The following is a 25,388-nucleotide window of genomic DNA, read 5'->3' as shown; positions in this document are numbered from 1 at the left end:
GTGTGCGTGACACACGGTCACATACAGGTAGGGGGTCGCCCATGCGTACCGGCGAGAACACCGTCTGGCATTGGGACGTCAGCGCCCGCGCGCGACTGATCTCGGGATTCGCGAAGGTCGTCATGAAGCCGCTGTTCACGGCGTGGCCCACGACCGACGCGGGCATCCGGATGCTGGCGCGGCTGGAGACCTTCGTGGACGGCCTGCCCGCGCCGCCGCACACCGAGGTGACCGACGTGACCCTCGGCGGCGTGCCCTGCGAACGGGTCGTGCACGGTGCCGCGGCGACCGATGCGCTCACCGACGGCACGATCATGTACCTGCATGGCGGCGGGTTCGTGTTCTGCGGCCGCGGCACCCATCGCAGTCTGTGCGCGCTGCTGTCCGCCCGCGCCGGGGTGCCGGTGATCTCGGTGGAGTACCGGCAGTTGCCGGGCGGCGGGGTCGGCACCTCCATCTCCGACGCGATGGCCGCGTACCGGGCGGTGCTGGAGTCCTGCCCGGACCCGACGAGGGTGATCGTCGCAGGCGACTCCGCGGGCGGCTACCTCGCGATGAAGGTCGCCGAGCTCGCCGCGCTGCAGGGGTTGCCGCGTCCGGCGGCGGTGATCGGCTACTCCCCGCTGCTGAGTGTGCACCTTGAGCGGCACGACCCCCGGTTCATGCGCAAGGACGCGTATCTGCCGATGAGCCAGGTGGCGAAGCTCAAGGACCGCTGGCTCGGCGGGCCCGACGCCATCGTCGGTGTGGATTCCCCCGTCGACGCCGACCCGGCGCTGCTGCCGCCGGTGTTCCTCTCCTGCGCGGAGTACGAACTGATGCGCCCCGACGTCGAACTGCTGACCACCCGGCTCGAACAGGCCGGGCGCCCGGTCGAAACGCACCTGTGGAGCGGGCAGATCCACGCCTTCCCGGTGCTGGGCACGATCCTGCGGGAGAGCCGCGACCTCGTCGCGCTCAGCGTCGATTTCGCCCGCGCCAACCTCGCGTCGCAGCGGAGGGCATCGGCCTGACCCGTCTCGTCTCGACATCGAGGCGGGGCGCCGGGATCGTCGCGGGCAGGGCCTACCCGTCGAGCGGCTTCGCGCCGAGCATGTCCGACAGCAGCTCGATCGCCACCTCCTGCGGATCACGGCGTACCGACGGATCGGCCGGTTCCGCGGCCTCCGCCATCATCTCTTCCTCGTCCTCCGCCGTCACCGACTGCGGGGACGGGGGGTCGACGTCCGGCGGCGGCCCCGGATCGTCCGGGTAGTCGGGTTCCTCGGGCGGCGGGATGTCGTCGACCGGGGACTGTGCCGCCGGTTCGAGCCGGGGGCGTGCCTCCTGCGGCGCGGACCCGGACTGGCTCGGCCGCGAGAACCGCGGGGTGCCCTCCGCCTTCGGCTGGGCCCGCGGCGCCGCGGGCCTGCTCGGGGCGTCGTGATCGGGTGCACCGACGTGAAGGTCGACGGCCCAATCCCCACCGAACACCTCGCGCATCGCCTGTCGGATGATGTCGGCGTTGCGCGATTCGATCAGACGCTTGGCGACCGGTGCGTAGGCGTGGGCAAGCACCACAGTGCCGTTCTCGACGGCCTGAACGGTGGCGCCGGACAGCATCGCCTCGACGGGCCTGCTCTGATCGCGCACCTTGCTGCGCACCTCCGACCACCGTGCGGCGACGGTGGCTAGGTCCGCGGTTCCCCCGGTCGACGCCGACTCGGCCCTCTCCGGCTCCGATTCGGCAGGCGGCGTCTGCAGGGCTGCCGCTTCCGGATCGGCCAGGTCGGCGGTGGCGTGGGTGTCCCCGGAATGCACCACCGGCTGGGCGATGTCGTCGGCGTCCGGCGCCGCAGTGGCGACCGCCGGTGCCGGTTCCGGCTCGGGGGCCGACGCGGGCTCCGGCAGCAAGGATTCGGGCGGCGGGGTTTCGGACGACGGGGTTTCGGACGGCACGAGCTCCGGCTGCACGGGAAGCGGCGGCGGGGGCTCCGCGGGAGCATGTCCCGAGGTCGTGGTGTCCGACGGCACGGCGTCCGTCGGCACGGCGTCCGTCGGCATGGCATTCGTCGGCATGGCATTCGTCGGCACGGACTCCGCGGCGACCGGACCCGTGGGCACCGTGCCGGTTTCCTCGGACCCGGGGCGTGCCGCCGGCGGCGTCGGGCCGGTGGACCGGGGCTGCGCCGATCCCACGGCGGAGGGGGCCGGGCCCGACGAGGACAGTGCCGCGGCGGCGGCCCGGGCGCGGTCGGCCGCGGCCGTCGCTGCGGCCGCGACCTCGGTCGCGGCCTTCGCCAGGGCCGCTGCCTCCAGTTCCGCAGCCGCCACCTGGGCCCGAGCCTCGGCCTGCGCACGGGCGGCGGCCGCCGCAACGCGTTCCGCGGCCTCGTCGCTGGCGGTCTCGCGGGCCGGGGGGGCCGTCGGTGCGGGATCCGGCTCCGCCTGCCGACGCTGGGACGGCCGCTGGAACCGCGGCGCCGCCTCGTCCGCCTGCCGGGTCTGCGCCGGAGCCGACGCCTGCACCGCGCCCCCACCCGCTTCCAGTCGTTCGAGCCGCTGCAGGACCGCCGACTCCGCGTCGGACGCGGACGGCAGCAGCATCCGGGCGCAGATCACCTCGAGCAGCAGTCGCGGCGCCGTCGCCCCCCGCATCTCCCCGAGACCGGCGTGCAGCAGATCCGCGTACCTCGCCAACGTCGCGGGGCCGAGTCGCTCCGACTCCTCCCGCATCCGGTCGAGCACGTCCCCTGGAGCGTCGACCAGTCCACGCTCACCCGCGGCGGGCACCGCACGCATCAGGATCAGGTCGCGGATCCGCTCGAGCAGGTCGACCGCGAACCGCCGTGGATCGTGCCCGGCGTCCATCACCTTGTCGACGGTGCCGAACAGCGCTGCCCCATCCCCGGCCGCGAGCGCGTCGACCGCCTCATCGATCAGGGCGACGTCGGTGACCCCCAGCAGCGCCAACGCCCGGGCATAGGTGACGCCCTCATCTCCTGCGCCGGCCAGCAGCTGATCGAGCACGCTGAGCGAGTCCCGAGGCGAACCGCCCCCGGCGCGGATCACCAGCGGATACACGGCGTCCGCCACCGCAACCTGCTCCTGCTCACAGATCTTCTCCAGCAGCCCGCGCATGGTGTTCGGGGCAAGCAGCCGGAACGGATAGTGGTGGGTGCGCGACCGGATCGTCGCCAGCACCTTCTCCGGTTCGGTGGTTGCGAACACGAAGATCAGGTGCTCCGGCGGCTCCTCGACGATCTTGAGCAGGGCGTTGAAGCCCTGCGTCGTGACCATGTGCGCCTCGTCGACGATGAAGATGCGGTACCGCGACTCGGCAGGCGCATAGAAGGCGCGGTCCCGAAGTTCGCGGGTGTCGTCGACGCCGCCGTGACTCGCTGCGTCCAGTTCGATGACGTCGAGGTTGCCTGCGCCGCCGGGGCCGAGCGCGACACACGAATGGCACGTCCCGCACGGCGTCGACGTCGGCCCCTGCACGCAGTTGAGCGACCGGGCGAGGATGCGGGCGGAGGAGGTCTTGCCGCAGCCGCGCGGTCCGGAGAACAGGTACGCGTGGTTGATGCGTCCCGCGTCAAGGGCAGTGCTCAGCGGCTCGGTGACATGCTCCTGCCCGACCACCTCCGCGAAGGTCGCCGGTCGATATTTCCGGTAGAGGGCCACGCCGTGAGGGTACCGGCGGGGTCCGACATCCGGCCCATTGGCGCCCGCGCCGCGGGTCGTCGGCCGCGCGGGATCGACTCACCACGGCAGCGGGGGTGTGAGGAAGGCGAAACACACTCGCAACGCCGCGGCAGTGCATGCGAAACCCCGGCAGCGGATTGTCGGCTGCGGCGTGCGAGCCGACCGCACGCAGAGGAGGCTGACGTGCAGACGATCGACGCTGGCGATACCGCCTGGCTGCTGGTGAGCACCGCGCTGGTGCTGCTGATGACCCCGGGTCTCGCCCTCTTCTACGGCGGCATGGTGCGGTCCAAGGGCGTGCTCAACATGATCATGATGAGTTTCGTCGCGATCGCACTGGTCACGGTCGTGTGGCTGGTGGTCGGATACAGCCTGGTCTTCGGCGACGACATCGGCGGCGGACTGCTCGGCGGGCTCGAACACATCGGGATGGCCGGGATCTCACCCGACACCCTGCACGGCACCGTTCCCGAACTGCTGTTCGCGACCTTTCAGCTGACGTTCGCGATCCTCACCGCCGCCCTGATCAGCGGTGCGATCGCGGACCGCGCGAAGTTCTCGTCGTGGATGCTGTTTGTGCCGGTGTGGGCGCTGCTCGTCTACGTGCCCGTCGCGCACTGGGTGTGGGGACCGGACGGCTGGATCGCGGCACTCGGGGCGCTCGACTACGCGGGCGGACTGGTCGTCGAGATCGTTTCCGGTGCGTCGGGACTCGCGCTGGCGCTGGTGCTCGGGCAACGGATCGGGTTCCGGAGCGAACCGATGCGCCCCCACAACCTCCCCCTCGTGCTGCTCGGTGTCGGCCTGCTGTGGTTCGGCTGGTTCGGGTTCAACGCCGGGTCCGCGCTCGGCGCGAACGGCACCGCCGCCGCCGTCTTCGTCAACACCCTGGTTGCGGGCTGCACCGGCATGCTCGGCTGGATGATCGTCGAGCAGCGGCGGGACGGCCACCCGACCACGTTCGGCGCGGCGTCCGGCGTCGTCGCCGGCCTCGTCGCGATCACCCCGTCCTGCGGGTGGGTGACCATCCTTGGCGCCGCGGTGGTCGGCACCCTCGCCGGCGTCGTCTGCTCGTTCGCGGTCGGCTGGAAGTTCCGGTTCGGCTACGACGACTCGCTCGACGTGGTCGGAGTGCACCTGGTCGGCGGCATCGTCGGCACCCTGGCGATCGGCCTCCTGGCCGCGCAGGTGATGACGCACGGCCCGGAGGGACTCCTCTACGGCGGTGGCCTCGGGCAGCTCGGCAAGCAGGCGCTCGCGGTCGCGGTGGTCGGGCTGTACGCGTTCGGTGTCACCTACGCGATCGGGAAGGTGATCGACCGGGTCGTCGGCTTCCGCGTCACCGCCGAGCAGGAGACCAGCGGCATCGACCTGGCGTTGCATGCCGAATCCGCGTACGAGCACGCGGTCCTCGCGCACGGCGGCCCGGGAGGACTGGGGTCCGGGATCTTCGGTAGCCATCCGGGCATGGTCGCCGGACGGGACGACCGCCCCGATCGTGAGGACCCGGACCTGGACGACGTCGGCCCCACCCGCGGCTGATCGAACGGGCGGTCTTCCAGTGGCGGACCAATTCATGTCACGCACATAGATTTTCGAGTGTGCACAGACCCTTTCGACGCACAATTCCTCTGTACACGCACGAAAAGGTCTGTGCACACGGCAGGTACGGAAGCCTCGTGCCGGGATCGGCATCGCAGGGGTGACCGGCTGCTCCCACGCCACCGCGCAGGGATCATCCTCCAGCCTCCCTGCGGGCGCCCTTGAGATTCTGCAGCCCGGGACCGGAACCGTTTCCGGCGATCACTACCTCGGCTCGGTCCCCGATCAGGTGCTGTGGGGGTACGTGCCCACCGTGCACAGCACGCCAGCACTGCGCATGGCGTCCGGTCGTACCGTCACGATCGACGCGGTCTCCCATGAGGGGATCCTCGAGGACCAGGGCCGGGATCCGGTCGAGTACTTCGGAAGCAGGGGCGTCGACCGGTCCGACATCCTCGACGACGCCGTCGCCATCGCGTCCGAATACAACCGCACCACGCGCAATTTCGACAAGGACGGCCCGCACGTCGTGACCGGACCGGTCTTCGTCGAGGGCGCCCAACCGGGCGACGTACTCAAGATCGAGACCCTCGAGGCGGTTCCCCGGGTGCCCTACGGCGTGGTGTCGAGTCGACACGGCAAGGGATCGCTCGCCATCACCGCCGACGGTTCCGCCCCTGCGGGCATCGGTCTCGACGAGGTGATGCCGCCGATCGCCACCGACGGACGATCAACCAGGGACCCGATGCGGTACGGCACCGTCTCCACCTTCACCGCGATCGAAGACGGTAAGGGCGTCATGCCGTTCGGCGCAGGGAAGGTCCGATTCCCGTTGCGCCCCTTCATGGGAATGATGGGTGTCGCCTTCTCCACCGACGCCGATCCGACGGCAGCGAGCGCAAATTCGATCCCACCCACGCTTGGCGGCGGCAACATCGATATCCGACTGCTCGGGCAGGGCTCAACGCTGTACCTGCCGGTGTTCGCCGAGGGCGCCCTGTTCTATGTCGGCGACCCGCACATGAGCATGGGCGACGGCGAGGCCGCACTGACCGCGATGGAAGGGTCGCTGCGCGGCACCTTCCGGCTCACCGTATGCAAGAAGGGATCCGGTGACGCGCCGTCGGTTGCCTACTCGCACCCGTTCGGCGAAACCGACGAGTCCTGGATTCCGATCGGGCTATCTGACCCCGACGGGTCCGTCGGCGGGCAGAACAGCGACCTGGACGCGGCCATGCGGCGTGCGGTGGTCAACGCCCTCGACTTCCTCGAACACGACAAGGGCATGGACCGCGCCACCGCCTACGCGTACCTGTCGGCGGCGGCGGACTTCACCGTCTCCCAGGTCGTCGACCGCACCGTCGGCGTACACGGCCAGATCGCCAAGTCGCACTTCGAGTAAGCCGACTCCCGCGCGCGCCGCCTGCGACGTCCTCGACGGCACGCGCGGGAACGGTCACGCCTTCGCTGATTTGGCTGCGGCTTTCGCCGCCTTCTTAAACTCGCGCACCTCGGCGAGGGTGGTGTCGTCGACGACATCCGCGATCGACCGGCGCGACCCATCCTCGCCGTACGCACCCGCGGCCGACCGCCAGCCGGTGGCCTGAAGACCGATCTGCTTGCCGAGCAGGGCGAGGAAGATTCGGGCCTTCTGGTCACCGTAGCCGGGGAGAGCCTTGAGGCGCTTGAGGATCTCCCTGCCGTCGGGGTCGCCCTCGGACCAGATCGCCGTCGCGTCCCCGTCCCAGTGCTCGACGAGGTACCGGCACAGGTCCTGGATCCGCTTGCCCATCGAACCCGGGAAGCGGTGCACCGCAGGCGGAGTCGCGCAGATCGCGAGGAAGGCCTCCTCGTCCATCTCCGCGATCGTGTGCACGTCCAGCCCGCCGAGGCGTTCGTCGAGCTTGTGGGGGCCGGTGAACGCGACCTCCATCGGGATCTGCTGATCGAGCAACATGCCGATCAGCAGCGCGAGCGGGTCGGCAGCGAGCAGTGCGTCGGCGGCGGGGTCTCCGGCCAGGTGCAGGGTGAGAGCCATTGCTCGATTCTGACACCAATGCCGTCGCCGGGCACGGGACGCTTCCGCCACCCAGCCGGGCGTTCGGCCAGCCGACGCGTCAGGCGTCGGCGATGGCCTTCTCGGTTGCGGCAAGCAGGACACAGGTCGCGACGCCGTCCATCGCGGTCTCGAGATCCGTCATCGACGGGAAGCTCGGGGCAAGACGGATGTTCGTGTCGTCGGGATCGGTGGCGTACGGGAACGCCGACCCGGCGGCGGTCAGCGCGATGCCTGCGTCCTTCGCCAACGCGATGACCCGCTTCGCGGTGCCAGGGACCACGTCCAGACTGATGAAGTAGCCGCCCCGCGGTTCGGTCCAGGACGCGATCTTCGTCGGTCCGAGCCGATCCTCGAGGATCCTCAGGACGGCCGCGAACTTCGGTGCGAGGATCTCGCGGTGCTTGGCCATGTGCGCCCGCACGCCGTCGGCGTCACCGAAGAACCGCAGGTGGCGGAGCTGGTTGACCTTGTCCGGGCCGATGCTCTTCTTGCCAACATGCTTCTGATACCAGGCGAGGTTCGCATCGGAGCTGCCGAAGAAGCTGACGCCCGCGCCCGCGAAGGTGATCTTCGAGGTCGAGGCGAACACGTAGGGCCGGTTCGGGTTGCCCGCCTCGGCGGCCAGTCCAAGCACGTCGTGAGCGGGAGCGAACTCCTCGGTCAGCGGGTGCACGGCGTAGGCGTTGTCCCAGAACAACCGGAAGTCGGGGGCGGCGGCGGGCATCGACGTCAGCGCCCGCACGACCTCCTCGGAGTACACCGCACCGGTCGGGTTCGAGTACGTCGGCACGATCCACATGCCCTTGATCTGCGGGTCGTCGGCAACCAGGTGCGCGATCGCGGCGACATCGGGTCCGTCGGGCCGGATCGGAACCGGGATCATCTCGATGCCAAACGACTCGGTGATCGCGAAATGCCGGTCGTAGCCGGGTGCCGGGCACAGGAACTTGATCGCCGGTTCCCGCGTCCACGGCCGCGGCGAATCCGCATTGCCGTGCAGCAGGGAGAACACGATCAGGTCGTGCATGACCTCGAGGCTGGCGTTGTTTCCGGCGAGCAGGTTCGAAGCCGGAATGTTCAGCAGCTCAGCGAAGATCGCGCGCAGTTCCGGCAGACCGGCGAGTCCGCCGTAGTTGCGGACGTCGGTGCCGCTGCCGTCACGGTGGTCGCCCTCACCGGGCAGCGCCAGCAGCGCCTCGGACAGGTCGAGCTGCTCGGGTGCCGGCTTGCCACGGGTGAGGTCGAGGACCAGCTTCTCCGCCTTGAGCTGCTGATACTTCTCGGACTGCCGCTCGTGCTCGGAACGGAGTTCCTCGTGGCTCATCAACCCAATTTGGGTTTGGGTAGGCATCCGGGAAAGACCTTTCACACCGGGGTGACGGGAGCGGAGCTCAAAATAAAGGGGACCCCGCGCACCCGGCAGAGCCCATTGACCCTTGCTGCCTTCCGGCCCTGGGGGAGTTCACAGGATGCGCGCCGCGCGGGATCCATGGACGAGTGTAGCGATCGGCGCGGCGGGACGGGTAACCGGCCGGGGTCGGGCACCTCACACGGCCCGTTTTTCGTTCCTGGGGGGTGTACCGGTATGCTCGCCCACGGAGGATTCGCCTAGTGGCCTATGGCGCTCGCCTGGAACGCGGGTTGGGTTAACGCCCTCAGGGGTTCAAATCCCCTATCCTCCGCCACACCGTGGCCCCCGATCTTCGGATCGGGGGCCACGGTCGTTTCCGGGCAACCGTTGCGGTGCCCGCGCCGCGTCTCGGGATCGTGTCGGTGCCCCGGAGCACAATGATGCGATGGACATCACAGACACAGCCGAGACGTACCGCCGCCTCGCGGACAGGTTCACCGACACCGTCACCCGAATCCCCGCGGACCGCTGGGACTCCCCCTCCCCCTGTGAGGGCTGGACCGCACGCGACGTGGTCGGGCACGTCATCGAGACGCAGTCGTTTCCGCTCACCCCGGCAGGCCTGAGCCTGCCGTCCGGCCCGGACGTCGCGGCGGATCCGGTCGCGGCGTGGGCGACGGCGCGCGACGCGGTGCTGGAGATCCTCGAGGACCCCGAGCGGGCCGGCCGCGAGTACGACAGCAGGCTGGGCCGGACCACCGTGGCCGCGACCTTCGGCGCGTTCATGGCCTTCGACCTGGTGATTCACCGCTGGGACCTCGCCCGCGCGACCGGGCTCGACGAGACCATTCCCGCGGAGGACCTCGCCATCGCCTCGGGTCTCGCGGAGCGGATGGGCGACGCGATCCGCAGCCCGGGTGTCTGCGGACCGGCCGTCGAGGTGCCCGCCGGTGCCGACGAGCAGTCCCGAGTGCTGGGGATCCTCGGGCGCAGACCCTGACCGCGGGAAGGCCCGGACACCGCTCCCGGAGTTCGCCTCCGCTGTCGTGGCCGGGCCGCCGGGCACCCTAGGCTGGCGGCATGAGTTCGCAGGTCCCGGGAGCGGGTCGGTTCGCGCCAAGTCCGTCCGGTGACCTGCACCTCGGCAATCTGCGGACCGCACTCCTCGCATGGCTCTTCGCCCGCAGCACCGGCCGCGCCTTCCTGATGCGGATCGAGGACCTGGACCGGGTTCGGCCCGGCGCCGAGCAGCGCCAACTCGCCGACCTCACCGCGATCGGCATCGACTGGGACGGCGACCTCGTGCACCAGTCACGGCGAACCGGCCGGTACGCCGATGCCGTCGACACGCTCGCCGCTGCCGGCCTGACCTACGAATGCTTCTGCACCCGACGCGAAATCCAGCAGGCCGTCACCGCGCCGCACGGACCGGACGGGCACTACCCGGGCACCTGCCGCGACCTGACGGCGGCGCAGCGGCAGGAGAAGCGGGACAGCGGACGCCCGCCGGCGCTCCGGTTGCGCGCCGACCTCGCCGCGTTCACGGTGCACGACCTGTTGCGGGGCCCGCACACCGGACTCGTCGACGACGTGGTGCTCCGCCGCGGCGACGGAGTCCCCGCATACAACCTGGCCGTCGTCGTCGACGATGCCGCGCAGGGCATCGACCAGGTGGTCCGTGGCGACGACCTGCTCGGCTCGGCACCACGTCAAGCCTATCTGGCGTCCCTCCTCGGGTTGCCGGTGCCGGTGTACGCGCACGTCCCCCTTGCATTGAATGCGGACGGCCAACGGCTCGCGAAACGAGACGGCGCCGTCACCCTCGCGGACCAGCGGGCCGCCGGACGCGACCCGCACGCGGTGCGGGGCCTGCTCGCCCGCACCCTCGGGCTGGCAGAACCGGGCGAGCGTCCGTCGATGCCTGACCTGCTCGACCGGTTCGATCCCGACGTGCTCCCCCGCGACCCGTGGGTGTTCGTCCCGGACGCCCCGCCGTAGCCGAATCGGTACGAAACACCTGCTTGTCGCCGTGCGAGTGTCCGACGGGCGTCGTACTGTCATGCCAGCACGGCACACGGTACGACCGCACTGCACCACCGACTCTGCACGACGAGGGGATGCCCGTGAGCGACAACCCGCCCGGAGTTCCGGACCCGAACACACCGCAACAGCCCGGATCCGGCACTCCTCCGCCGCCGCCCAACCAGGGGTATCCCCCGCCGCCCAACCAGGGGTATCCCCCGCCGGGCCAGGGCCAGCCGACGTACGGCCAACCCGGCGGCTATCCCCCGCCACCGGGATACGGGGCGCCGCAGCCCGGCGGCTACCCGCCGCCACCCCCGACCGGTGGATACGGGGCACCGCTGCAGCCGGCCCCGGGGTTCGGCGGCCCCGGCGGCAGCCCGCAGCTGACGGTCGGTGACGCCCTCGGCTACGCGTGGAGCAAGTTCAAGGCCAACGCCGGGGTGTGGATCGGAATCCTGATCGTCGCCGCGATCATCAGCGGCGCGGTCGCCGCGATCTTCACCGACTGGTCCAGGGTGACCGACGCCGACGCGGACATGGACTTCGCGGACTACGCGGGATTCTGGGACTTCAGCCTCTGGGGGATCATCGGCCGCATCGTCACCACCGTCGTCGGCTACCTGATCAGCGCCGCGTTGGTCCGGGGGGCGCTGGGCGAACTGAACGGAACCAAGCCGAGCTTCGGGGCGTTCTTCCAGTTCAGCAACGTCGGCGCGATCATCATCGCCAGCTTCCTGGTCGGGCTGATCACCGGCATCGGGTTCCTGCTGTTCATCATTCCCGGCATCATCATCGCCTTCCTCACCTACTGGACACTGCAGTTCGTCATCGACAAGGACCAGGACCCGATCACCGCGATCAAGTCCAGCTTCGAGGCGATCTCGGCGAATGTCGGGCAGTTGGTGCTGCTGGCACTGGCGCTGGTCGGGCTGAACATCGTCGGGTTGATCCTGTGCGGGCTGGGCCTGCTGATCACCGTCCCGCTGACGATCATCGCGTCGACCTACGCGTACCGGGTGGTGGTCGGCGGCCGCGTCGCGGCCTGAGCCGCCCGTCCCCGGCGGGGTGCGATCTCCGACACGTCGGTGCTGCTCGGCGGCGTGTGCCGCTGACACGCGGCCGAGGAGGTCCGTATCCTGCCCCCGGCGGTCATCCGACCGCGACGACCCCAGGGGGAGAGATGACCACCGGCGGACCCACCAGCCAGCCCGGACAGGGCGGCCCGACCGAGCAGCCCGGCCACACCGGGCAACCCGCCTATGCCGGGCCGCCGCCCGAGTACCCGGCGCAACCCGAGTACCCGGCGCAGCCCGAGTACCCAGCGCAGCCCGACTACGCGGCGGCAGGCTACCCGCCGCCCCCGCCGCAGTACGGCCAGCCGGGCCACCCGGGTGGGCACGCCCCGTTCGGCGGCTTCCCGCCGGCCCCACCGGCACCGCCGACGGCCGGCGCCCAGGCAGGCGGGTTCTTCGGGGCACTGTTCGACTTCAATTTCAACAGCTACGTGACGCCCAAGGTCGTCAAGATCCTCTACATCCTGCTCACCGTGATGGTCGGGTTGTACACGGTGTTCGGGATCATCGCGGGCATCGCGGGCATCGCGAACGGGGAACCGCTCGGGCTGCTCATCATGATTGGCGCGCCGCTGCTCGGGCTGGTCCTGCTGGCCCTGATGCGGATCAGCCTCGAGTTCTACGTCGCCGTCATCAAGATCTCCGAGGACGTCAAGGAGCTCAAGCGGCGCCCCTGATCGCAAACCTCGCACATCGGGCGCGAACCCTCGCCGGGTTCGCGCCCGACGTCGTCGCGGTGCTTGGATGGCCGACGTGACAGCTTCAGACCAGGCAGGCAAGCAGCCAGAGCAGGCTTCCTTCGCGTACGTCGCCCGCGGCTACTACCCGACCCTCGTCGCGCTGTTCACCGCGGTACTGCTGATCTCCAACATCTGCGCCACCAAGGGCGTCGCGTTCTTCCCCGACGCCGACCTGACGATCGGCCCCCTTCAGGTCCTGCCGATCATCACCGACGGCGGGTTTTTCCTGTTCCCCCTCGCCTACGTCGTCGGTGACGTGCTCAGCGAGGTGTACGGGTTCAAGGCCACCCGGCGGGCCATCTACCTGGGATTCGGCGCCCTGATCCTGGCGTCGGTGTGCTTCCTGATCCTGCTGGAGTTGCCGTCCGCCGACTTCTACGAGAACCAGTCCTCCCTTGAGGCGGTCGTCGGTGTCTACCCGCGGCTGCTGCTGGCTGGCCTGTCTGGCTATCTGGTCGGGCAGCTGTTGAACTCCCTGGTGATGGTGGCGATCAAGGAACGCACCAAGGAGCGGCACCTGTGGGCACGGCTGATCGGCTCGACCGTGGTCGGCGAGTTCGCGGACACCCTGATCTTCTGCGCGATCGCCGCGGGCGCGATCGGCATCTCCACCTGGGAGGACTTCCTGAACTACCTGCTCGTCGGGTTCCTCTGGAAGACGCTCGTCGAGGTGCTGGTCATGCCCGTCACGTACCGCGTCATCGCCTACGTCAAGAAGCGCGAACCGACGTACGTCCTCGCGTCCTGACGCCACCGGATTCCCCGTCCCTGCCCCGAATGACCCATTCGGTCAGTTGAAGTAACCGAATGGGCCATTCGGGACGAGTCCAGGGTGCGGGTCAGGCGCGGGCGGTTGCGTAGAAGTTGCTCAGCGTCTGCGCTTTCAGGTCGTCGAAGTAGCCGCCGTCGATGCTCTCCCGGATCCGGTCCACCAGGCGGATCGTGAACCGCTCGTTGTGGATCGTCGCCAGCGTCGAGGCGAGCATCTCCTTCGCCTTGAACAGGTGGTGCAGGTAGGCCCGCGAGTAGTTGCGGCAGGTGTAGCAGTCGCAGTTCTCGTCGATCGGGTTGAAGTCCCGCCTGAAGCGGCTGGTGTTGACGTTGAACCGGCCGCCCTCGGTGTACATCGCCGCATTGCGCGCCACCCGGGACGGGTTCACGCAGTCGAAGGTGTCGGCGCCGTTCTCGACCGCGGTGAACAGGTCGTCGGGCTCGCTGATGCCCAGCAGATGCCGCGGCTTGTGCTCCGGCAGCTCCTCGTTGCACCAGCGGACGATCGTGCCGAGGTTCTGCTTCTCCAGCGCACCGCCGATGCCGTAACCGTCGAAGCCGCGGCCCGTCTCGCCGACGATCGACTCCAGTCCCCGGCACGCCTGCCTGCGCAGGTCCTCGTACTGGGCGCCCTGCACGACACCGAACAGCGCCTGATACGGCCGGTGCCTGCGCTCGGCGGTGAGCCGTTCGTGTGCGGCGATGCACCGCACCGCCCACGCCTGCGTCCGCTGCACCGACTGCTCCTGGTAGCCCCTGGTATTGAACAGCGTGGTGAGCTCGTCGAACGCGAAGATGATGTCGGCTCCCAGCTGATGCTGGATGCCCATCGAGATCTCCGGGGTGAATCGGTGCCTGCTGCCGTCCCGGTGCGACTTGAACGTCACCCCGTCGTCGTCGACGTGCGCGAGCCGCTCCTTGCCCTGCGCGATCACGTCGTCGGATTGCACCCCGACGGCGTCCATCGCGAGGACCTTCTTGAAGCCGACACCGAGGGACATCACCTGGAACCCGCCGCTGTCGGTGAACGTCGGCCCGGGCCAGTTCATGAACCGGCCGAGGCCCCCCGCCTCGTCGACGATGTCCGGGCCCGGCTGCAGGTACAGGTGGTAGGCGTTGGCGAGGACGGCCTGCGCCCCCGCCTCCCGGATGGTCTCCGGCAGCACGGCCTTCACGGTCGCGTTGGTGCCGACCGCGATGAACGCCGGGGTGGCGATGTCCCCGTGCGGGGTGTGGATCGTGCCCGTCCGCCCGAGCTGCCCGGGGATCCGGGTCCGCACCGTGAAGAACGGGTCGTTCGGGGTGGGCACCGGAGTGTTGTCGTCTGTCACGTGGTCCGTCTCTTCGATCACGCCTGCACCTGGGCCGGGCCGGCGAACTGGCTGTTGTAGAGCTCCGAGTAGGCGCCGTCGGGGTCGAGCAGCAGCTGCGTGTGTGTGCCCTGTTCGACGATCTGCCCGTCCTGCATCACGATGATCAGGTCCGCGTCGCGGATGGTGGACAACCGGTGCGCGATCACGAAGCTGGTGCGGTCGCTGCGCAGCGCCGCGGTCGCGTGCTGCACGAGCAGCTCGGTGCGGGTGTCGACCGAGCTGGTCGCCTCGTCCAGGATCAGGATGGACGGCTCGGCGAGGAACGCGCGGGCGATGGTGATCAGCTGCTTCTCGCCCGCGCTGACGTTGTTGCCCTCCTCGTCGATGACGGTGTCGTAGCCGTTCGGCAGGGTCCGCACGAAGCGGTCGACGTGGCTCATCCGCGCGGCCTGCAGGATCTGCTCCTCGGTCGCGCCGGGCAGGCCGTAGGCGATGTTGTCGCGGATGGTCCCGCCGAACAGCCAGGTGTCCTGCAGCACCATCCCGATCCGGGAGCGCAGGTCGTCGCGGGTCATCGTCGCGATGTCGACGCCGTCGAGCAGGATCCGGCCCGAGTTCACCTCGTAGAACCTCATCACCAGGTTGACCAGTGTCGTCTTGCCCGCACCGGTCGGCCCGACGATCGCGACCATCTGCCCGGGACGGGCGATCAGGTTGAGGTCCTCGATCAGCGGCTGCTCGTCCTTGTAGCGGAACGACACGTCCTGGAACTCGACGAGTCCCCGTTTGGTCCGGGGGGTGGCGGCCTCCTCCGGATCGGCCGACTGCTCCTCCTCGTCGAGCAGTTCGAACACCCGCTCCGCGGACGCGACTCCGGACTGCATCAGGTTCATCATCGAGCTGATCTGCGTGATCGGCTGGGTGAACTGGCGGGAGTACTGGATGAACGCCTGCACGTCGCCGAGGCTCATGGTGCCCGACGCGACCCGCATGCCGCCGATCACCGCGATCGCGACATAGTTCAGGTTCCCGAGGAACATCACGGCGGGCTGCACGAGCCCGGAGATGAACTGTGCCTTGAACGCCGACTGGTAGAGCTTGTCGTTCTTCTCGTCGAACGCGGCCCGGACCTCCCGCTGCCTGCCGAACACTTTCACCAGGTCGTGCCCGGTGTACGTCTCCTCGATCTGGGCGTTCAACGCGCCGGTGGTGTGCCACTGCGCGACGAAGTGCTTCTGCGACCGCTTCGCGATGACCGCGGTGACCGCGATCGACGCGGGAACGGTGAGGATCGCGATCAGGGTGAGCAGCGGCGAGATCCACAGCATCATCCCCAGGATGCCGACGACCGTGAGCAGCGCCGTCAGCATCTGGTTGATGGTCTGGTTGACCGTCTGCGCGACGTTGTCGATGTCGTTGGTGACGCGGGAGAGCAGGTCACCGCGCTGGGTGGTGTCGAAGTAGCTCAACGGCAGCCGGTGAATCTTCGCCTCGACGTCGGCGCGCAGCTGCCGGACGGTGCCCTGGACGATGTTGTTCAGCAGGTACGCCTGCAGCCACGCGAACAGCGAGGCGAGCAGGTACAGGCCGAGCACCAGCGCCAGCACCTGCCCGAGTGCGGTCCAGTCGATGCCGACACCGGGGGTGACGTTCATCGAGGACACCATGTCGGCGAAGGTGTCCTGCCCGTCCGCCCGCAGCGCGTCGACGGCCTGGTCCTTCGTCAACCCGGCGGGCAGCTGATGCCCGACGATGCCGTCGAAGATGATGTTCGTGGCGTGGCCCATGATCTTCGGGCCCATCACGCTGAACACGACGCTGATCGTGGCCAGCACGATGACCGTGCCGACCGCGATGCGGTGCGGCGCCAACCGGCGCAGCAGCCGCCGCAGCGACGGCCCGAAGTTCAGCGCCTTCTTCCCCGGCATCGCGCCGGCCTGCGCTGCACTCACGACGCCTCCTGGGCGGTGAACTGGGAGGCGACGATCTCCGCGTAGGTGGGGCAACTCTCGAGGAGTTGATCGTGCCTGCCCGCACCGACGATGCGGCCGTCGTCGAGCACCAGGATCTGGTCCGCGTCGATGATCGTCGAGACCCGCTGCGCGACGAGGATCAGGCAGGAGTCGCGGGTGACCGGGCGCAGCGCCGCCCGCAGCCGGGCATCGGTGCCGAGGTCGAGCGCCGAGAAGGAGTCGTCGAACAGGTAGATCTCGGCGCTGCGGACGAGGGCGCGGGCGATCGCGATGCGCTGACGCTGGCCGCCGGACAGGTTGGTTCCGCCCTGCGCGACGGGGGTGTCGAGCCCGTCGGGTGCGGCCCGCACGAAGTCCGCGGCCTGCGCGATCTCCAGGGAGCGCCACAGTTGGGCGTCGGTGGCGTCGGGGTTGCCGTAGCGCAGGTTGGTCGCGATGGTGCCGGAGAACAGGAACGGCTTCTGCGGCACCAGACCGATCGAGCCCCGCAGCCGGTCCGGGTCGATGGACCGGACGTCCGCGCCCCCCACCCGCACCTGGCCGTCGGTGACGTCGATCAGCCGCGGGATCAGGTTGAGCAGCGTCGACTTGCCGGACCCGGTGCCGCCGATGATCGCGGTGGTCATGCCCGGTTCGGCGAGGAAGGTGATGTTGCGCAGGACCGGTTCGTCGGCGCCGGGGAACGCGAACGACGCGTCGCGCATCTCGACGATGCCCCGCTCCCGCCAGGAGTCGAGGGTCCAGTCCGGTTCCCGGACGGACGGCTCGGTGTCGAGGACCTCGCTGATCCGTTCGGCGCACACCGAGGCGCGCGGCAGCAGCACGGTCATCACCGTCACCATCATCACCGACATCAGGATCTGCATGATGTAGGACAGCACCGCCGTCAGCGCGCCGATCTCCATCTTCCCGTCGTCGATCAGGTGGGCGCCGAACCACAGCACCGAGATGCTGGTGAGGTTCGCGATCAGCATGACCGCGGGCGCCATGAACGCCATCAGCCGCCCGACCCGCAGCGCGACCGACACGAGCGAGTCGTTGGCCTCCCCGAAGCGTTCCACCTCGTACCGCTCCCGGACGAACGCGCGGACCACCCGGATCCCGGTGATCTGCTCGCGCAGCACCCGGTTGATCGCATCGATCCGCACCTGCATGGACCGGAACTGCGGGATCATCTTCCGGATCACCAGGAACATCGTCAGCGCCAGCGCGGGCACCGCCGCCGCGAGCACCCATGCCAGGCCCTGGGACTGCCGGATCGACATGACGATGCCGCCGATGCACATGATCGGCGCGGCGACCAGGATGGTGCAGGAGATCACCACCACCATCTGCACCTGCTGGACATCGTTGGTGTTGCGGGTGATCAGCGACGGCGCGCCGAAGAAGCCGACCTCCCTGGACGAGAAGTCGCCGACCTTGTACATGACGGCGGCGCGCAGGTCACGGCCGAGCCCCATCGCGGCGCGGGCGCCGAAATACACGGCGCCGATGCTGCAGGCGATCTGCAGGCAGGTGATGAGCAGCATGATGCCGCCGGTGGACAGCACCACACCGGTGTCGCCCTTGGTGACGCCCTTGTCGATGATGTCGGCGTTCAGGCTCGGCAGGTACAGCGATGCCATCGTGGAGATCAACTGCAGGACGATCACACCCGCGAGGGCGGCCCGGTACGGCCGCAGGTATGTCCGCAGCAGTGAGTACAACATATCGAAAGAGGCTACCAACCTGCTCGTTTGTCGTCGGGCGGGCGCGCGGGCGGGACGGTCAGCGGCGGTGCCACGCCTGCGGGTCGGCGGTCAGGTCGGCGACAAACGCGGGCAGGTCGCCCGCGGCGATGTCGGCGACGGTGACGGCCTCGAGCACGGCACGCAGGTTCACCCGGACCGCGATCCATACGTCCCGGAGCGGCGCGGCGGCGCCGCCGTAGGTGACCTCCTCGGGGCGGTCCCCGCGCACGGAGGCGAGGGGTCCCTCGACGGCGCGGATCACGTCCGCGACCGCGATGTCCGCCGCGGGCCGGGCCAGCCAGTAGCCCCCGTCGGGGCCGCGGCGGCTGTGCACCAGGCCTGCGCGGCGCAGGTCGCCGAGAACGGCTTCAAGGAACTTGTGGGGAATGGACTGGGCGCCTGCCAGGTGCTCGGCCTTGACCGGTGTGGTGTCCGCGGCGGCGATCTCGACGAGGGTGCGCACCGCGTAGTCGACCTTCGCGCTGATGTGCACGCCACCCACCCCTCGTCGGACCCGTCGCCAACGCAAATTCCTACCATCCAGGTATGAAACCGGCAAGGCCGCCTCATCCGGGTAGTCCGGCGACGACGGCGGCGACGTTGTCGAGGCTGGCACTGCCCGAATCGAGGTACCCGCTGTGGCCCGTCACGCCGGTGAGCGAGTCGCGGGCGGCGGTGGGCAGGACGGTGACGCCGGCGAGCGTGTCCGGGTCGGCGCCGTAGACGCCGAGGTCGGCGATCAGGTCGCCGGGGGCGTCCGCGGCGAACACCCGACCCGGCGCGAGCCCGAGGTCGGTGACGTCGTCGGCGCCGACGCCGGGCGAGCCGAGGAACACCGCGTCGTCGACGCCTGCCGGTCCGTGTTGCAGCGCCAACCCGGTGACCGTCGATCCGTAGGAGTGGCCGACCGCGGTCAGGTGCATCTCCCCGGACCGCGCCGCGGTGAGGCCGCGCAGGAAGGACGCCAGCGACTCGGCCCCCGACCGAGCCGCGGCACCACCCGCGAGGTCGACCACCGCATCCCGCAGCGCATCGAACGGCTCCGCCGGGTCCAGTTGCGGCGCACGATAATCCATCCACACGACCGTTGCGACGGACTCGTCGCGGCCGACTGCGCCGAGCTGCCTGGCACCGCTCGCCCGCACCCGGGTCAGGGCATCGGCGTACCTCCCGAGGTCGCCCCCGACGGTGGAGTTCACGCCCGGCGTGAACACCGCGACGTGGTCGGCGCGGTCGACATCGCCGACCGCGACCGCGGCGCGCACCTCTGCGCCGCCGCGATAGACGAGCAGTCGTCGCTCCGGGTCGTCGAGAGCCCGTGCCACGGAGTCGATCTCGTCGAGACGGGCCCGCGCCGCCGACACCTCGGCCCGGGCCCACCAGCTGGCGCCACCGAGGGGATCCCGGTACCGGCCCGCCGCCCGAATCTCCTCGATGCGGTCGGCGAGGCCGCGCCGGTCGGCCTCCAGCACCGCCCGGTTCGCGGTGTCACGGACCGCCGCCGGGATGCCGTCACGGTTGCCGATCCAGTCCGGATGCTCGGCGAGCACGGCACCGCGCTGTGCCGGAGTCAGCCGCCGCCAATAGCGCGAATTGTCTTCGGGGGACGCATCGCCCGGCGGGACCGATGCATGGTCCACGCCACGGAGCGCCGTCGCTGCCGCGCGGTCGGCGGCGTCCACCGCATCGAGTGCCGCCGCCAACCTGGCGTCCTGGATCCGGGCCAGCTCGGCGAGCGCGACCCGCATCAGGACGGTGACGAGCAGGCTGCCGAGCCGGGACGTCGCCGGCGCGGCGACCCGCCCGGAGTCGGTGACGCGCAGCCCGAACCGGTCGACCGCCTCGTCCGCGAGGGCGAGCGCCGCGGCGCGGGCGGCACCGACCCGGTGCGCGGCCTCCCGCAGCGCCCCGGCGACGGCGTCGAGGTGCGCGGACAACGCCTTCGACGCGGCGACTTCTCGATCCGACCGCTCCGCCGCGGCGACGGCGGCGACCCCGGTCCACGCGACGTCCCGAACCCGGGCATCCGCGCAGGCGACGCTCGCGAGGTGGTGCTCGCTCAGCGCGGTAAGAACGGCGGCATGCCCGGTCAGCGCCTCCGGGGTCCAGGCGCGCAGTTGGGTGAGGGTGGGACGCATCAGAGTTCGCCGCGCAGCCGGGCCGCCGTCGCATCGTCGGCGGCGAGGTATCCGGCCGCGGACCGTCGTGCGGTGGCGGCCATCTCCTGGAGCCGCGCGGCGGCATCCCCGACCGCACCGGACAGGCCCACGGACAGCGGCACCAGCACGGCCGCGGTGTCCGACCCGGGCAACGCCGCCGCCGCGGCCGCGATCGGCGCCGCGGGGTCACCGCCCGCCGTCCGGCCCGCCGCGACGGCCAACGCCGCCGCCAGCGTCTCCACCGCCGCGACGTCGACGCTCATCTCCCCCGACATCGGCTACCCCCTCCGGCACTCCGCTGTGCTCAGCCGCACGCTAGCGCTGATCGGGGCGGGGAATCGGCCGTCCACAGGCGGCGATCCCCAGGGGAACCGGCCGCGCCCGGGGTGCGTCGCACGGCACTCCGGGCGACGCACTCGCGGTGGGTCAGCAGCTGTCGAATCGCCATTCGCCGTCGAGGTAGGTCCACGTCATCGGCGCCTTGTTGCCCTTGCCGTCGAACGAGGTCGCGACGACGGTCGCCGAGTCACCGTCCATCGTGATCTCGACCTGCTGCGGGCCGGAGAAGTCCCGGCCCGCGTACGCCGTCGCCGCCGCCTCGGTGTATTCCTCCCGCCCGAACTTCTCCTGGCAGCGCGCGGACAGGTTGTCGTAATCGGCGGCCCAGTCGCCCTGCTGCAGGTTCGCGTACTGGGCGTCGAGCGCGGCCCGCAAGCCGTCCTCGGTGGCACCGGACGACTCGTCCGACGAGCATCCGGCGAGAGCCAGCAGCGCAGCACCGGCGAGGGGAATCACGATCGAGGCCTTGTTCACGGCCACCATGGTTACCAGAATGGCCGGTCCACCGCGCCGAGACGGGGACACCCGCACGAAAAAAGCTCCCCACCTGCGTACACAGCTGGGGAGCCTTGGCGGTGGCGGAGGGATTTGAACCCTCGGTACGGGGTTACCGTACACAGCATTTCGAGTGCTGCACCTTCGGCCGCTCGGACACGCCACCGCGGGAAACAGTACCCGAATGCCCCCGCGGGAACGAAATCGTGCCTCAACCTGCAGAAACAGGCGAAGTCGCCGAGGCCCTTCGCGGCACGTACTCGACCACCTCGACGCCCGAGGAGAACGTCCGGGTGTCCACCACGTCGAACACCGCGGGCCGATACGCGACCCCACCGAAGAGCGGGACACCGGCACCGAAGAGCACCGGGTGACGCTTCACGATCAGTCTGTCGATCTCGTCGACGAGCGCACCGGCCAGTGCGCCGCCGCCACACAGCCAGATGTCCGCGCCGTCCGTGCGCCTCAGTTCACGCACCAGTTCCACCGGGTCGGCGGCGGCGACCTCCAGGTTCTCTGCATCGGCGTGGTTGCTGCGCGAGAACACGATCTGGCGCAGGTGCCGATACGGGCTGGTCGCGCCTTCGGCCGCGCCGCCCGCATAGGTGTTCCACCCCATCAGCACGGTGTCGAATCGGGTGCCCGGCTGGGGAATTCCGAGGTGCGCGGCACCGTCGGTGGGGATGGCGTCGGCGAACCGGGCGAGGTCGGCCATGTGGTCGCCCTCCATCAGAAATGCGTCGTATCGACCGTCGGGGCCCGCGATGTAGCCGTCGAGGCTCGCGGCGACGTAGTACACGAGTTCACGCATGCCGGACTCCAATCACTGCAGTTGTTGTGGTTGCCACGAACATACAACAGGTGTCGTGGTTGCGCTAGGATTCGTCGCATGGCACGCAATGACGAACGTCGGCAGCTGCTCGCCGACGCGGGCCTGACCGTCCTCGCCGCCGAGGGCGCCCGGGGCCTCACCCACCGGGCGGTCGATCGTGCGGCGGGCGTCCCGCTGGGCACCGCATCGAACTACTTCCGCAGCCGGGACGCCCTCATCGCCGGCCTCGTGGAACGGATCGGCGAACGACTGATCCCCGGCGCCGAGGCCCTGGCAACGCTGGCCGACCGCGAGCCGAGCCGCGAACTGTTCGCCGACTATGTCCGGGACATCGTCCGGCGGCTCACCGAGAATCGCGAGGTGACGCTCGCGCTGTTCGAGCTCCGACTGGAAAGCAGCCGACGACCCGAGGTCGCGGCAATGATGTCCGCTTGGGGCCGAACCGGATTCGAGGCGGATGTCGCGTTCAACACCGCGGCCGGGCTGCCGGGCGGCGCGCGGGAAATCGCGCTGTTCCACTACGCCGTCGACGGCCTACTTCTCGAGCGGCTGACCACTCCCCTGATGCCCGACACCCCGACGGACGAGATCATCGACGCCCTGGTGTCGGGGCTCCTGCCACCGTGAGCGACCCGGTCAGCGGCGGGTCCGGAAGAAGTCGTCGAGCAGGGCCGCGCACTCCGCTTCCAGGACACCGCCGCGGACCTGCGGGCGGTGGGTGAGCCTGCGGTCGCGGACCACATCCCACAGCGACCCGACCGCGCCGGTCTTCGGTTCCCACGCCCCGAACACCACCCGGGACACCCGCGCGAGCACCAACGCGCCCGCGCACATCGTGCACGGTTCCAGGGTCACCGCCAGCGTCGCACCCTCCAGACGCCAGCCGTCGCCGTGCGCCTTCGCCGCCCGCCGCAGCGCCACGATCTCCGCGTGCGCGGTCGGGTCCCCGGCCGCCTCCCGCGCGTTCGCGGCCCGCGCGAGCTCCACCCCGTCGGCGTCGAAGACCACCGCCCCCACCGGAACATCCGCGGCGTCCGCGGCACCCGCCGCCTCGATCGCGGCCCGCACCATCGCCTCGTCGCGGGCGAGCGGCAGCGTCACTACCGGGAAGCGGCGTCGAGAACCGCGGACAGCTCCGAGCCGAACCCGAGCCGCTGCGCGATCATCGACAACTGCTCATCGGGGTACAGGTCGGTTTCCGCGAGGATCACCCCGAGCACCGGCTCGGGCAGGCCGAGATCGGACAGGACGCCGAGGTCGCCCTCCTCCCACGGCTCGATGTCGTCGAGATCGTCCGGGTCGACGTCGGGGGTCTCGATGTTCAGCGCCTCCAGCACATCGGCGGCGATGTCGTAGTCGAGGGCCATCGTCGCATCGGACAACAGCAGCCGGGTCCCGGTCGGGGCGGGCCGCAGGATCACGAAGAACTCCTCGTCGACATCGAGGAGACCGAACACCGCACCCGAGGCGCGCATGGCGAGCAGTTCCTTCTCGGCCTGCTCCAGGCTCGCGAGCGCCGCCCCGGTGAGGGCCGTGCACTTCCACTTCCCGTCGTCGAGCACCACTGCAACACCGAAGCCGTCGAGGTCTTCGAACTGGTCCGAGGGGGCGTTGTTCCCCGCGCGCTGAGCAGCCATGCGGCAACCGTAGTCCGCGTTCGGCCCCTACATGAAGTTCAGCGGGCAAATGTGCCAACCTAGGCGAGTGTCCGCTGAATCGACTGCTACCCCGGTGTGTGTGCTCGGCCTCGGACTGATCGGCGGATCGCTGCTGCGGGCCGCCGTCGCAGCGGGACGGCAGGCGTGGGGGTGGAACCGATCCGCAGGCCCGGCCGACGAGGCCCGCGCCGACGGTTTCGACGCGGGCACCGACCTGCGGGCGGCGCTGATCCGCGCCGCGGACACCGACGCGATCGTGGTGATCGCCGTCCCCGAACCCGCCCTCGACGGCGTCCTGACGCAGGTCGCCGCGCACGCGCCCGCCTGCACGCTCACCGACGTGATCAGCGTCAAGGGCTCGGTCCTTGCTGCCGTCCGCAGGCACGGCCTCGCCGCGCGGTTCGCGGGCGGGCACCCGATGGCCGGGACCGCGGAGTCCGGATGGTCGGCCGGGTTCCCTGGCCTGTTCGACGGGGCGGCGTGGGTGGTCGCCGCCGAGGACGACACCGCCCCGGACGCGTGGACGCGGGTCGCGCGCCTCGCCCTGGACTGTGGGTCCGTGGTCGTGCCCGCCTGCGCCGCCGAGCACGACTCCGCGGTCGCCCGGATCTCGCACCTGCCGCACCTGCTGGCCGAGGCGCTGGCCGTGACCGCCGCGGCCGGTGGGGATCTGGCGTTGGCCCTTGCCGCGGGGTCGTACCGGGACGGCACCCGGGTCGCGGGCACCGCACCCGCGTTGGTCCGGGCGATGTGCGAGGCCAACGCCCCGGCGTTGACGGTGGCGCTCGACGAGGCGCTGGCGCTGCTGACCGAGGCGCGCCGGGCGCTGGCGGAGTCGGGGAGCACCGAGACCCTCGTCGAGGCCGGGTACCGGGCCCGGCAGCGTCACGACGACCTGGACCGCTGGGACATCACCGGCATCGAGATCGGCGCCCCCGGCTGGGCGGAGGCCCTGCGGGAGGCGGGTCGCCGGGGTGGCGCGCTCCGCGCACTGTGAGTCCTTCTGGTCCGCGTGCGGGCCAAAAGGACTCACGGGCGGAGCCGCTCAGATGCGTTCGGCGAGGCCCGGATAGTCGAGGATGAATCCGTCGGGGTCGACGGTGATCGACGAGCTGGACACCGGCGAGAGCACGTGGATGCCGTCGGGGCCGGAGCTGTAGGTCAGGTCCGCGGGCCGCACGCTCAGGTCGGGCAGGTACACGTACACGACCGGAACCTGGACGTCCTCGGAGTCGCGCTGCATCCCGAACCGCCGGATCGGCAGGGTGTTGAAGAACGGGCTGAGCACCACGTCCACGTCGAGCGCCCCGCCGAACGCGGACCGGTGGTGACTGCTGCCGTCCTCGACCATCCAGTAGCCCTCGGCGTCCCGGCTGATCGAGACGTGCCGTTCCCCGGTCGCGAGGCTGGTCCGCAGGGACAGCCTGCGAGTCACACCCGCCTCATCGGTGACGAGATCGTAGGACGCGCTGAACGCGGGATGCTCGTCGCAGTGACCGCCGATGATCCGGCCGGACGCCTTGATCCGGTTGCCCACCAACTGCACTCGCACCGATTCCATCCGGGGCGCGTGGTGCGCCCGCCAGGTGAGGACCGCGGGCCAAACGGTGTCGGCGCCCTGCGCAGGAGTGGTCACCTGTCTAC

24 protein-coding genes, 2 tRNA genes and 1 other RNA gene are annotated in these 25,388 nt (G+C 70.2%); 11 read left to right on the top strand and 16 right to left on the bottom strand.

The window, feature by feature from the left end:
- Positions 1-41: 41 nt before the first annotated feature.
- On the top strand, positions 42-1,013 hold the full coding sequence (locus tag ACFWQG_RS11155) for an alpha/beta hydrolase (RefSeq protein ID WP_378507669.1): 972 nt from the start codon (positions 42-44) through the stop codon (positions 1,011-1,013).
- A 52-nt stretch (positions 1,014-1,065) separates the two neighbouring features.
- Here the strand turns inward: ACFWQG_RS11155 and ACFWQG_RS11150 are convergent, their stop codons facing one another.
- Entirely contained in the window at positions 1,066-3,663 is a 2,598-nt protein-coding gene (locus ACFWQG_RS11150; RefSeq protein ID WP_378507668.1) for a DNA polymerase III subunit gamma and tau, read from the bottom strand.
- A 204-nt stretch (positions 3,664-3,867) separates the two neighbouring features.
- On the opposite strand from ACFWQG_RS11150, the gene ACFWQG_RS11145 reads away from it, so the two are divergent.
- Both ACFWQG_RS11145 and ACFWQG_RS11140 read left to right on the top strand, forming a co-directional pair.
- A complete protein-coding gene (locus ACFWQG_RS11145) occupies positions 3,868-5,226 on the top strand; it encodes an ammonium transporter (RefSeq protein WP_378507667.1) in 1,359 nt (452 codons plus the stop codon).
- 160 nt (positions 5,227-5,386) lie between these two features.
- Positions 5,387-6,628 carry an acetamidase/formamidase family protein gene (locus ACFWQG_RS11140; RefSeq protein WP_378507666.1) on the top strand — a complete coding sequence of 414 codons (1,242 nt, stop codon included), beginning with the start codon at positions 5,387-5,389 and terminating at the stop codon, positions 6,626-6,628.
- A gap of 54 nt (positions 6,629-6,682) precedes the next feature.
- Here the strand turns inward: ACFWQG_RS11140 and ACFWQG_RS11135 are convergent, their stop codons facing one another.
- From ACFWQG_RS11135 to ffs, 3 genes are all read right to left on the bottom strand, one after another.
- The gene (locus ACFWQG_RS11135; protein WP_378507665.1) at positions 6,683-7,264 is read right to left on the bottom strand and encodes an HhH-GPD-type base excision DNA repair protein; all 582 of its coding nucleotides are present in this window, start codon (positions 7,262-7,264) and stop codon (positions 6,683-6,685) included.
- Between the two features lie 79 nt (positions 7,265-7,343).
- Positions 7,344-8,636, bottom strand: a complete 1,293-nt coding sequence (locus ACFWQG_RS11130) for an aminotransferase class I/II-fold pyridoxal phosphate-dependent enzyme (RefSeq protein ID WP_378507664.1) — start codon at positions 8,634-8,636, stop codon at positions 7,344-7,346.
- Positions 8,637-8,682: 46 nt separating this feature from the next.
- Positions 8,683-8,777: signal recognition particle sRNA small type (gene ffs / locus ACFWQG_RS11125), an RNA gene on the bottom strand.
- Between the two features lie 105 nt (positions 8,778-8,882).
- Here ffs and ACFWQG_RS11120 point away from each other — a divergent pair.
- The 6 genes from ACFWQG_RS11120 (at position 8,883) to ACFWQG_RS11095 (ending at position 13,222) form a co-directional block, all read left to right on the top strand.
- Positions 8,883-8,970 (top strand) — tRNA-Ser (locus tag ACFWQG_RS11120).
- 117 nt (positions 8,971-9,087) lie between these two features.
- Positions 9,088-9,636 (top strand): TIGR03086 family metal-binding protein, encoded by a 549-nt coding sequence (locus tag ACFWQG_RS11115; RefSeq protein ID WP_378507748.1) that lies wholly within the window; start codon positions 9,088-9,090, stop codon positions 9,634-9,636.
- A gap of 80 nt (positions 9,637-9,716) precedes the next feature.
- The gene (gene gluQRS / locus ACFWQG_RS11110; protein ID WP_378507663.1) at positions 9,717-10,634 is read left to right on the top strand and encodes a tRNA glutamyl-Q(34) synthetase GluQRS; all 918 of its coding nucleotides are present in this window, start codon (positions 9,717-9,719) and stop codon (positions 10,632-10,634) included.
- A 119-nt stretch (positions 10,635-10,753) separates the two neighbouring features.
- Entirely contained in the window at positions 10,754-11,707 is a 954-nt protein-coding gene (locus ACFWQG_RS11105; protein ID WP_378507662.1) for a hypothetical protein, read from the top strand.
- Positions 11,708-11,841: 134 nt separating this feature from the next.
- The gene (locus ACFWQG_RS11100) at positions 11,842-12,411 is read left to right on the top strand and encodes a DUF4282 domain-containing protein (RefSeq protein WP_378507661.1); all 570 of its coding nucleotides are present in this window, start codon (positions 11,842-11,844) and stop codon (positions 12,409-12,411) included.
- A gap of 76 nt (positions 12,412-12,487) precedes the next feature.
- Positions 12,488-13,222, top strand: a complete 735-nt coding sequence (locus ACFWQG_RS11095) for a queuosine precursor transporter (RefSeq protein ID WP_378507660.1) — start codon at positions 12,488-12,490, stop codon at positions 13,220-13,222.
- A 91-nt stretch (positions 13,223-13,313) separates the two neighbouring features.
- Here the strand turns inward: ACFWQG_RS11095 and tgt are convergent, their stop codons facing one another.
- The 9 genes from tgt to ACFWQG_RS11050 all read right to left on the bottom strand — a co-directional run bounded on the left by tgt (position 13,314) and on the right by ACFWQG_RS11050 (position 22,065).
- On the bottom strand, positions 13,314-14,594 hold the full coding sequence (gene tgt, locus ACFWQG_RS11090; protein ID WP_378507747.1) for a tRNA guanosine(34) transglycosylase Tgt: 1,281 nt from the start codon (positions 14,592-14,594) through the stop codon (positions 13,314-13,316).
- Positions 14,594-16,486: an ABC transporter ATP-binding protein gene (locus ACFWQG_RS11085; RefSeq protein ID WP_378507746.1), complete on the bottom strand. Its 1,893-nt coding sequence runs from the start codon at positions 16,484-16,486 to the stop codon at positions 14,594-14,596. Before ACFWQG_RS11085 ends, tgt begins: the two co-directional genes overlap by 1 nt.
- A gap of 20 nt (positions 16,487-16,506) precedes the next feature.
- Positions 16,507-18,240, bottom strand: a complete 1,734-nt coding sequence (locus tag ACFWQG_RS11080; RefSeq protein ID WP_378507659.1) for an ABC transporter ATP-binding protein — start codon at positions 18,238-18,240, stop codon at positions 16,507-16,509.
- A gap of 58 nt (positions 18,241-18,298) precedes the next feature.
- Positions 18,299-18,754, bottom strand: coding sequence for an RrF2 family transcriptional regulator (locus ACFWQG_RS11075; protein ID WP_378507658.1), 456 nt, complete (start codon positions 18,752-18,754; stop codon positions 18,299-18,301).
- A gap of 73 nt (positions 18,755-18,827) precedes the next feature.
- The gene (locus tag ACFWQG_RS11070; RefSeq protein WP_378507657.1) at positions 18,828-20,399 is read right to left on the bottom strand and encodes an alpha/beta hydrolase; all 1,572 of its coding nucleotides are present in this window, start codon (positions 20,397-20,399) and stop codon (positions 18,828-18,830) included.
- Complete coding sequence (locus ACFWQG_RS11065; RefSeq protein ID WP_378507656.1) at positions 20,399-20,695, bottom strand: hypothetical protein; 297 nt, start codon at positions 20,693-20,695, stop codon at positions 20,399-20,401. Before ACFWQG_RS11065 ends, ACFWQG_RS11070 begins: the two co-directional genes overlap by 1 nt.
- 151 nt (positions 20,696-20,846) lie before the next feature.
- Positions 20,847-21,242, bottom strand: coding sequence for a hypothetical protein (locus tag ACFWQG_RS11060; RefSeq protein WP_378507655.1), 396 nt, complete (start codon positions 21,240-21,242; stop codon positions 20,847-20,849).
- An 87-nt stretch (positions 21,243-21,329) separates the two neighbouring features.
- Positions 21,330-21,420: transfer RNA gene (locus tag ACFWQG_RS11055), tRNA-Ser, on the bottom strand.
- Positions 21,421-21,465: 45 nt separating this feature from the next.
- The gene (locus ACFWQG_RS11050) at positions 21,466-22,065 is read right to left on the bottom strand and encodes a dihydrofolate reductase family protein (protein WP_378507654.1); all 600 of its coding nucleotides are present in this window, start codon (positions 22,063-22,065) and stop codon (positions 21,466-21,468) included.
- A gap of 78 nt (positions 22,066-22,143) precedes the next feature.
- Between ACFWQG_RS11050 and ACFWQG_RS11045 the strand changes: the two genes are divergently transcribed.
- Positions 22,144-22,713: a TetR/AcrR family transcriptional regulator gene (locus ACFWQG_RS11045; RefSeq protein WP_378507653.1), complete on the top strand. Its 570-nt coding sequence runs from the start codon at positions 22,144-22,146 to the stop codon at positions 22,711-22,713.
- Between the two features lie 9 nt (positions 22,714-22,722).
- Here the strand turns inward: ACFWQG_RS11045 and ACFWQG_RS11040 are convergent, their stop codons facing one another.
- Positions 22,723-23,181 (bottom strand): nucleoside deaminase, encoded by a 459-nt coding sequence (locus ACFWQG_RS11040; RefSeq protein ID WP_378507745.1) that lies wholly within the window; start codon positions 23,179-23,181, stop codon positions 22,723-22,725.
- A gap of 5 nt (positions 23,182-23,186) precedes the next feature.
- Positions 23,187-23,723 (bottom strand): tRNA adenosine deaminase-associated protein, encoded by a 537-nt coding sequence (locus ACFWQG_RS11035; protein WP_378507652.1) that lies wholly within the window; start codon positions 23,721-23,723, stop codon positions 23,187-23,189.
- A 49-nt stretch (positions 23,724-23,772) separates the two neighbouring features.
- Between ACFWQG_RS11035 and ACFWQG_RS11030 the strand changes: the two genes are divergently transcribed.
- The gene (locus tag ACFWQG_RS11030) at positions 23,773-24,741 is read left to right on the top strand and encodes a prephenate dehydrogenase (protein WP_378507651.1); all 969 of its coding nucleotides are present in this window, start codon (positions 23,773-23,775) and stop codon (positions 24,739-24,741) included.
- Between the two features lie 48 nt (positions 24,742-24,789).
- Here ACFWQG_RS11030 and ACFWQG_RS11025 read toward each other — a convergent pair whose 3' ends face one another.
- Complete coding sequence (locus ACFWQG_RS11025) at positions 24,790-25,380, bottom strand: putative glycolipid-binding domain-containing protein (RefSeq protein ID WP_378507650.1); 591 nt, start codon at positions 25,378-25,380, stop codon at positions 24,790-24,792.
- Positions 25,381-25,388 lie beyond the last annotated feature (8 nt).

Origin of the sequence: Rhodococcus sp. NPDC058532, assembly GCF_042719255.1 — a bacterium.
Taxonomy (GTDB): domain Bacteria; phylum Actinomycetota; class Actinomycetes; order Mycobacteriales; family Mycobacteriaceae; genus Rhodococcus_G.
The sequence above is the reverse complement of the archived record's forward strand: the minus strand, read 5'-3'. Positions and strand labels throughout refer to the sequence as shown.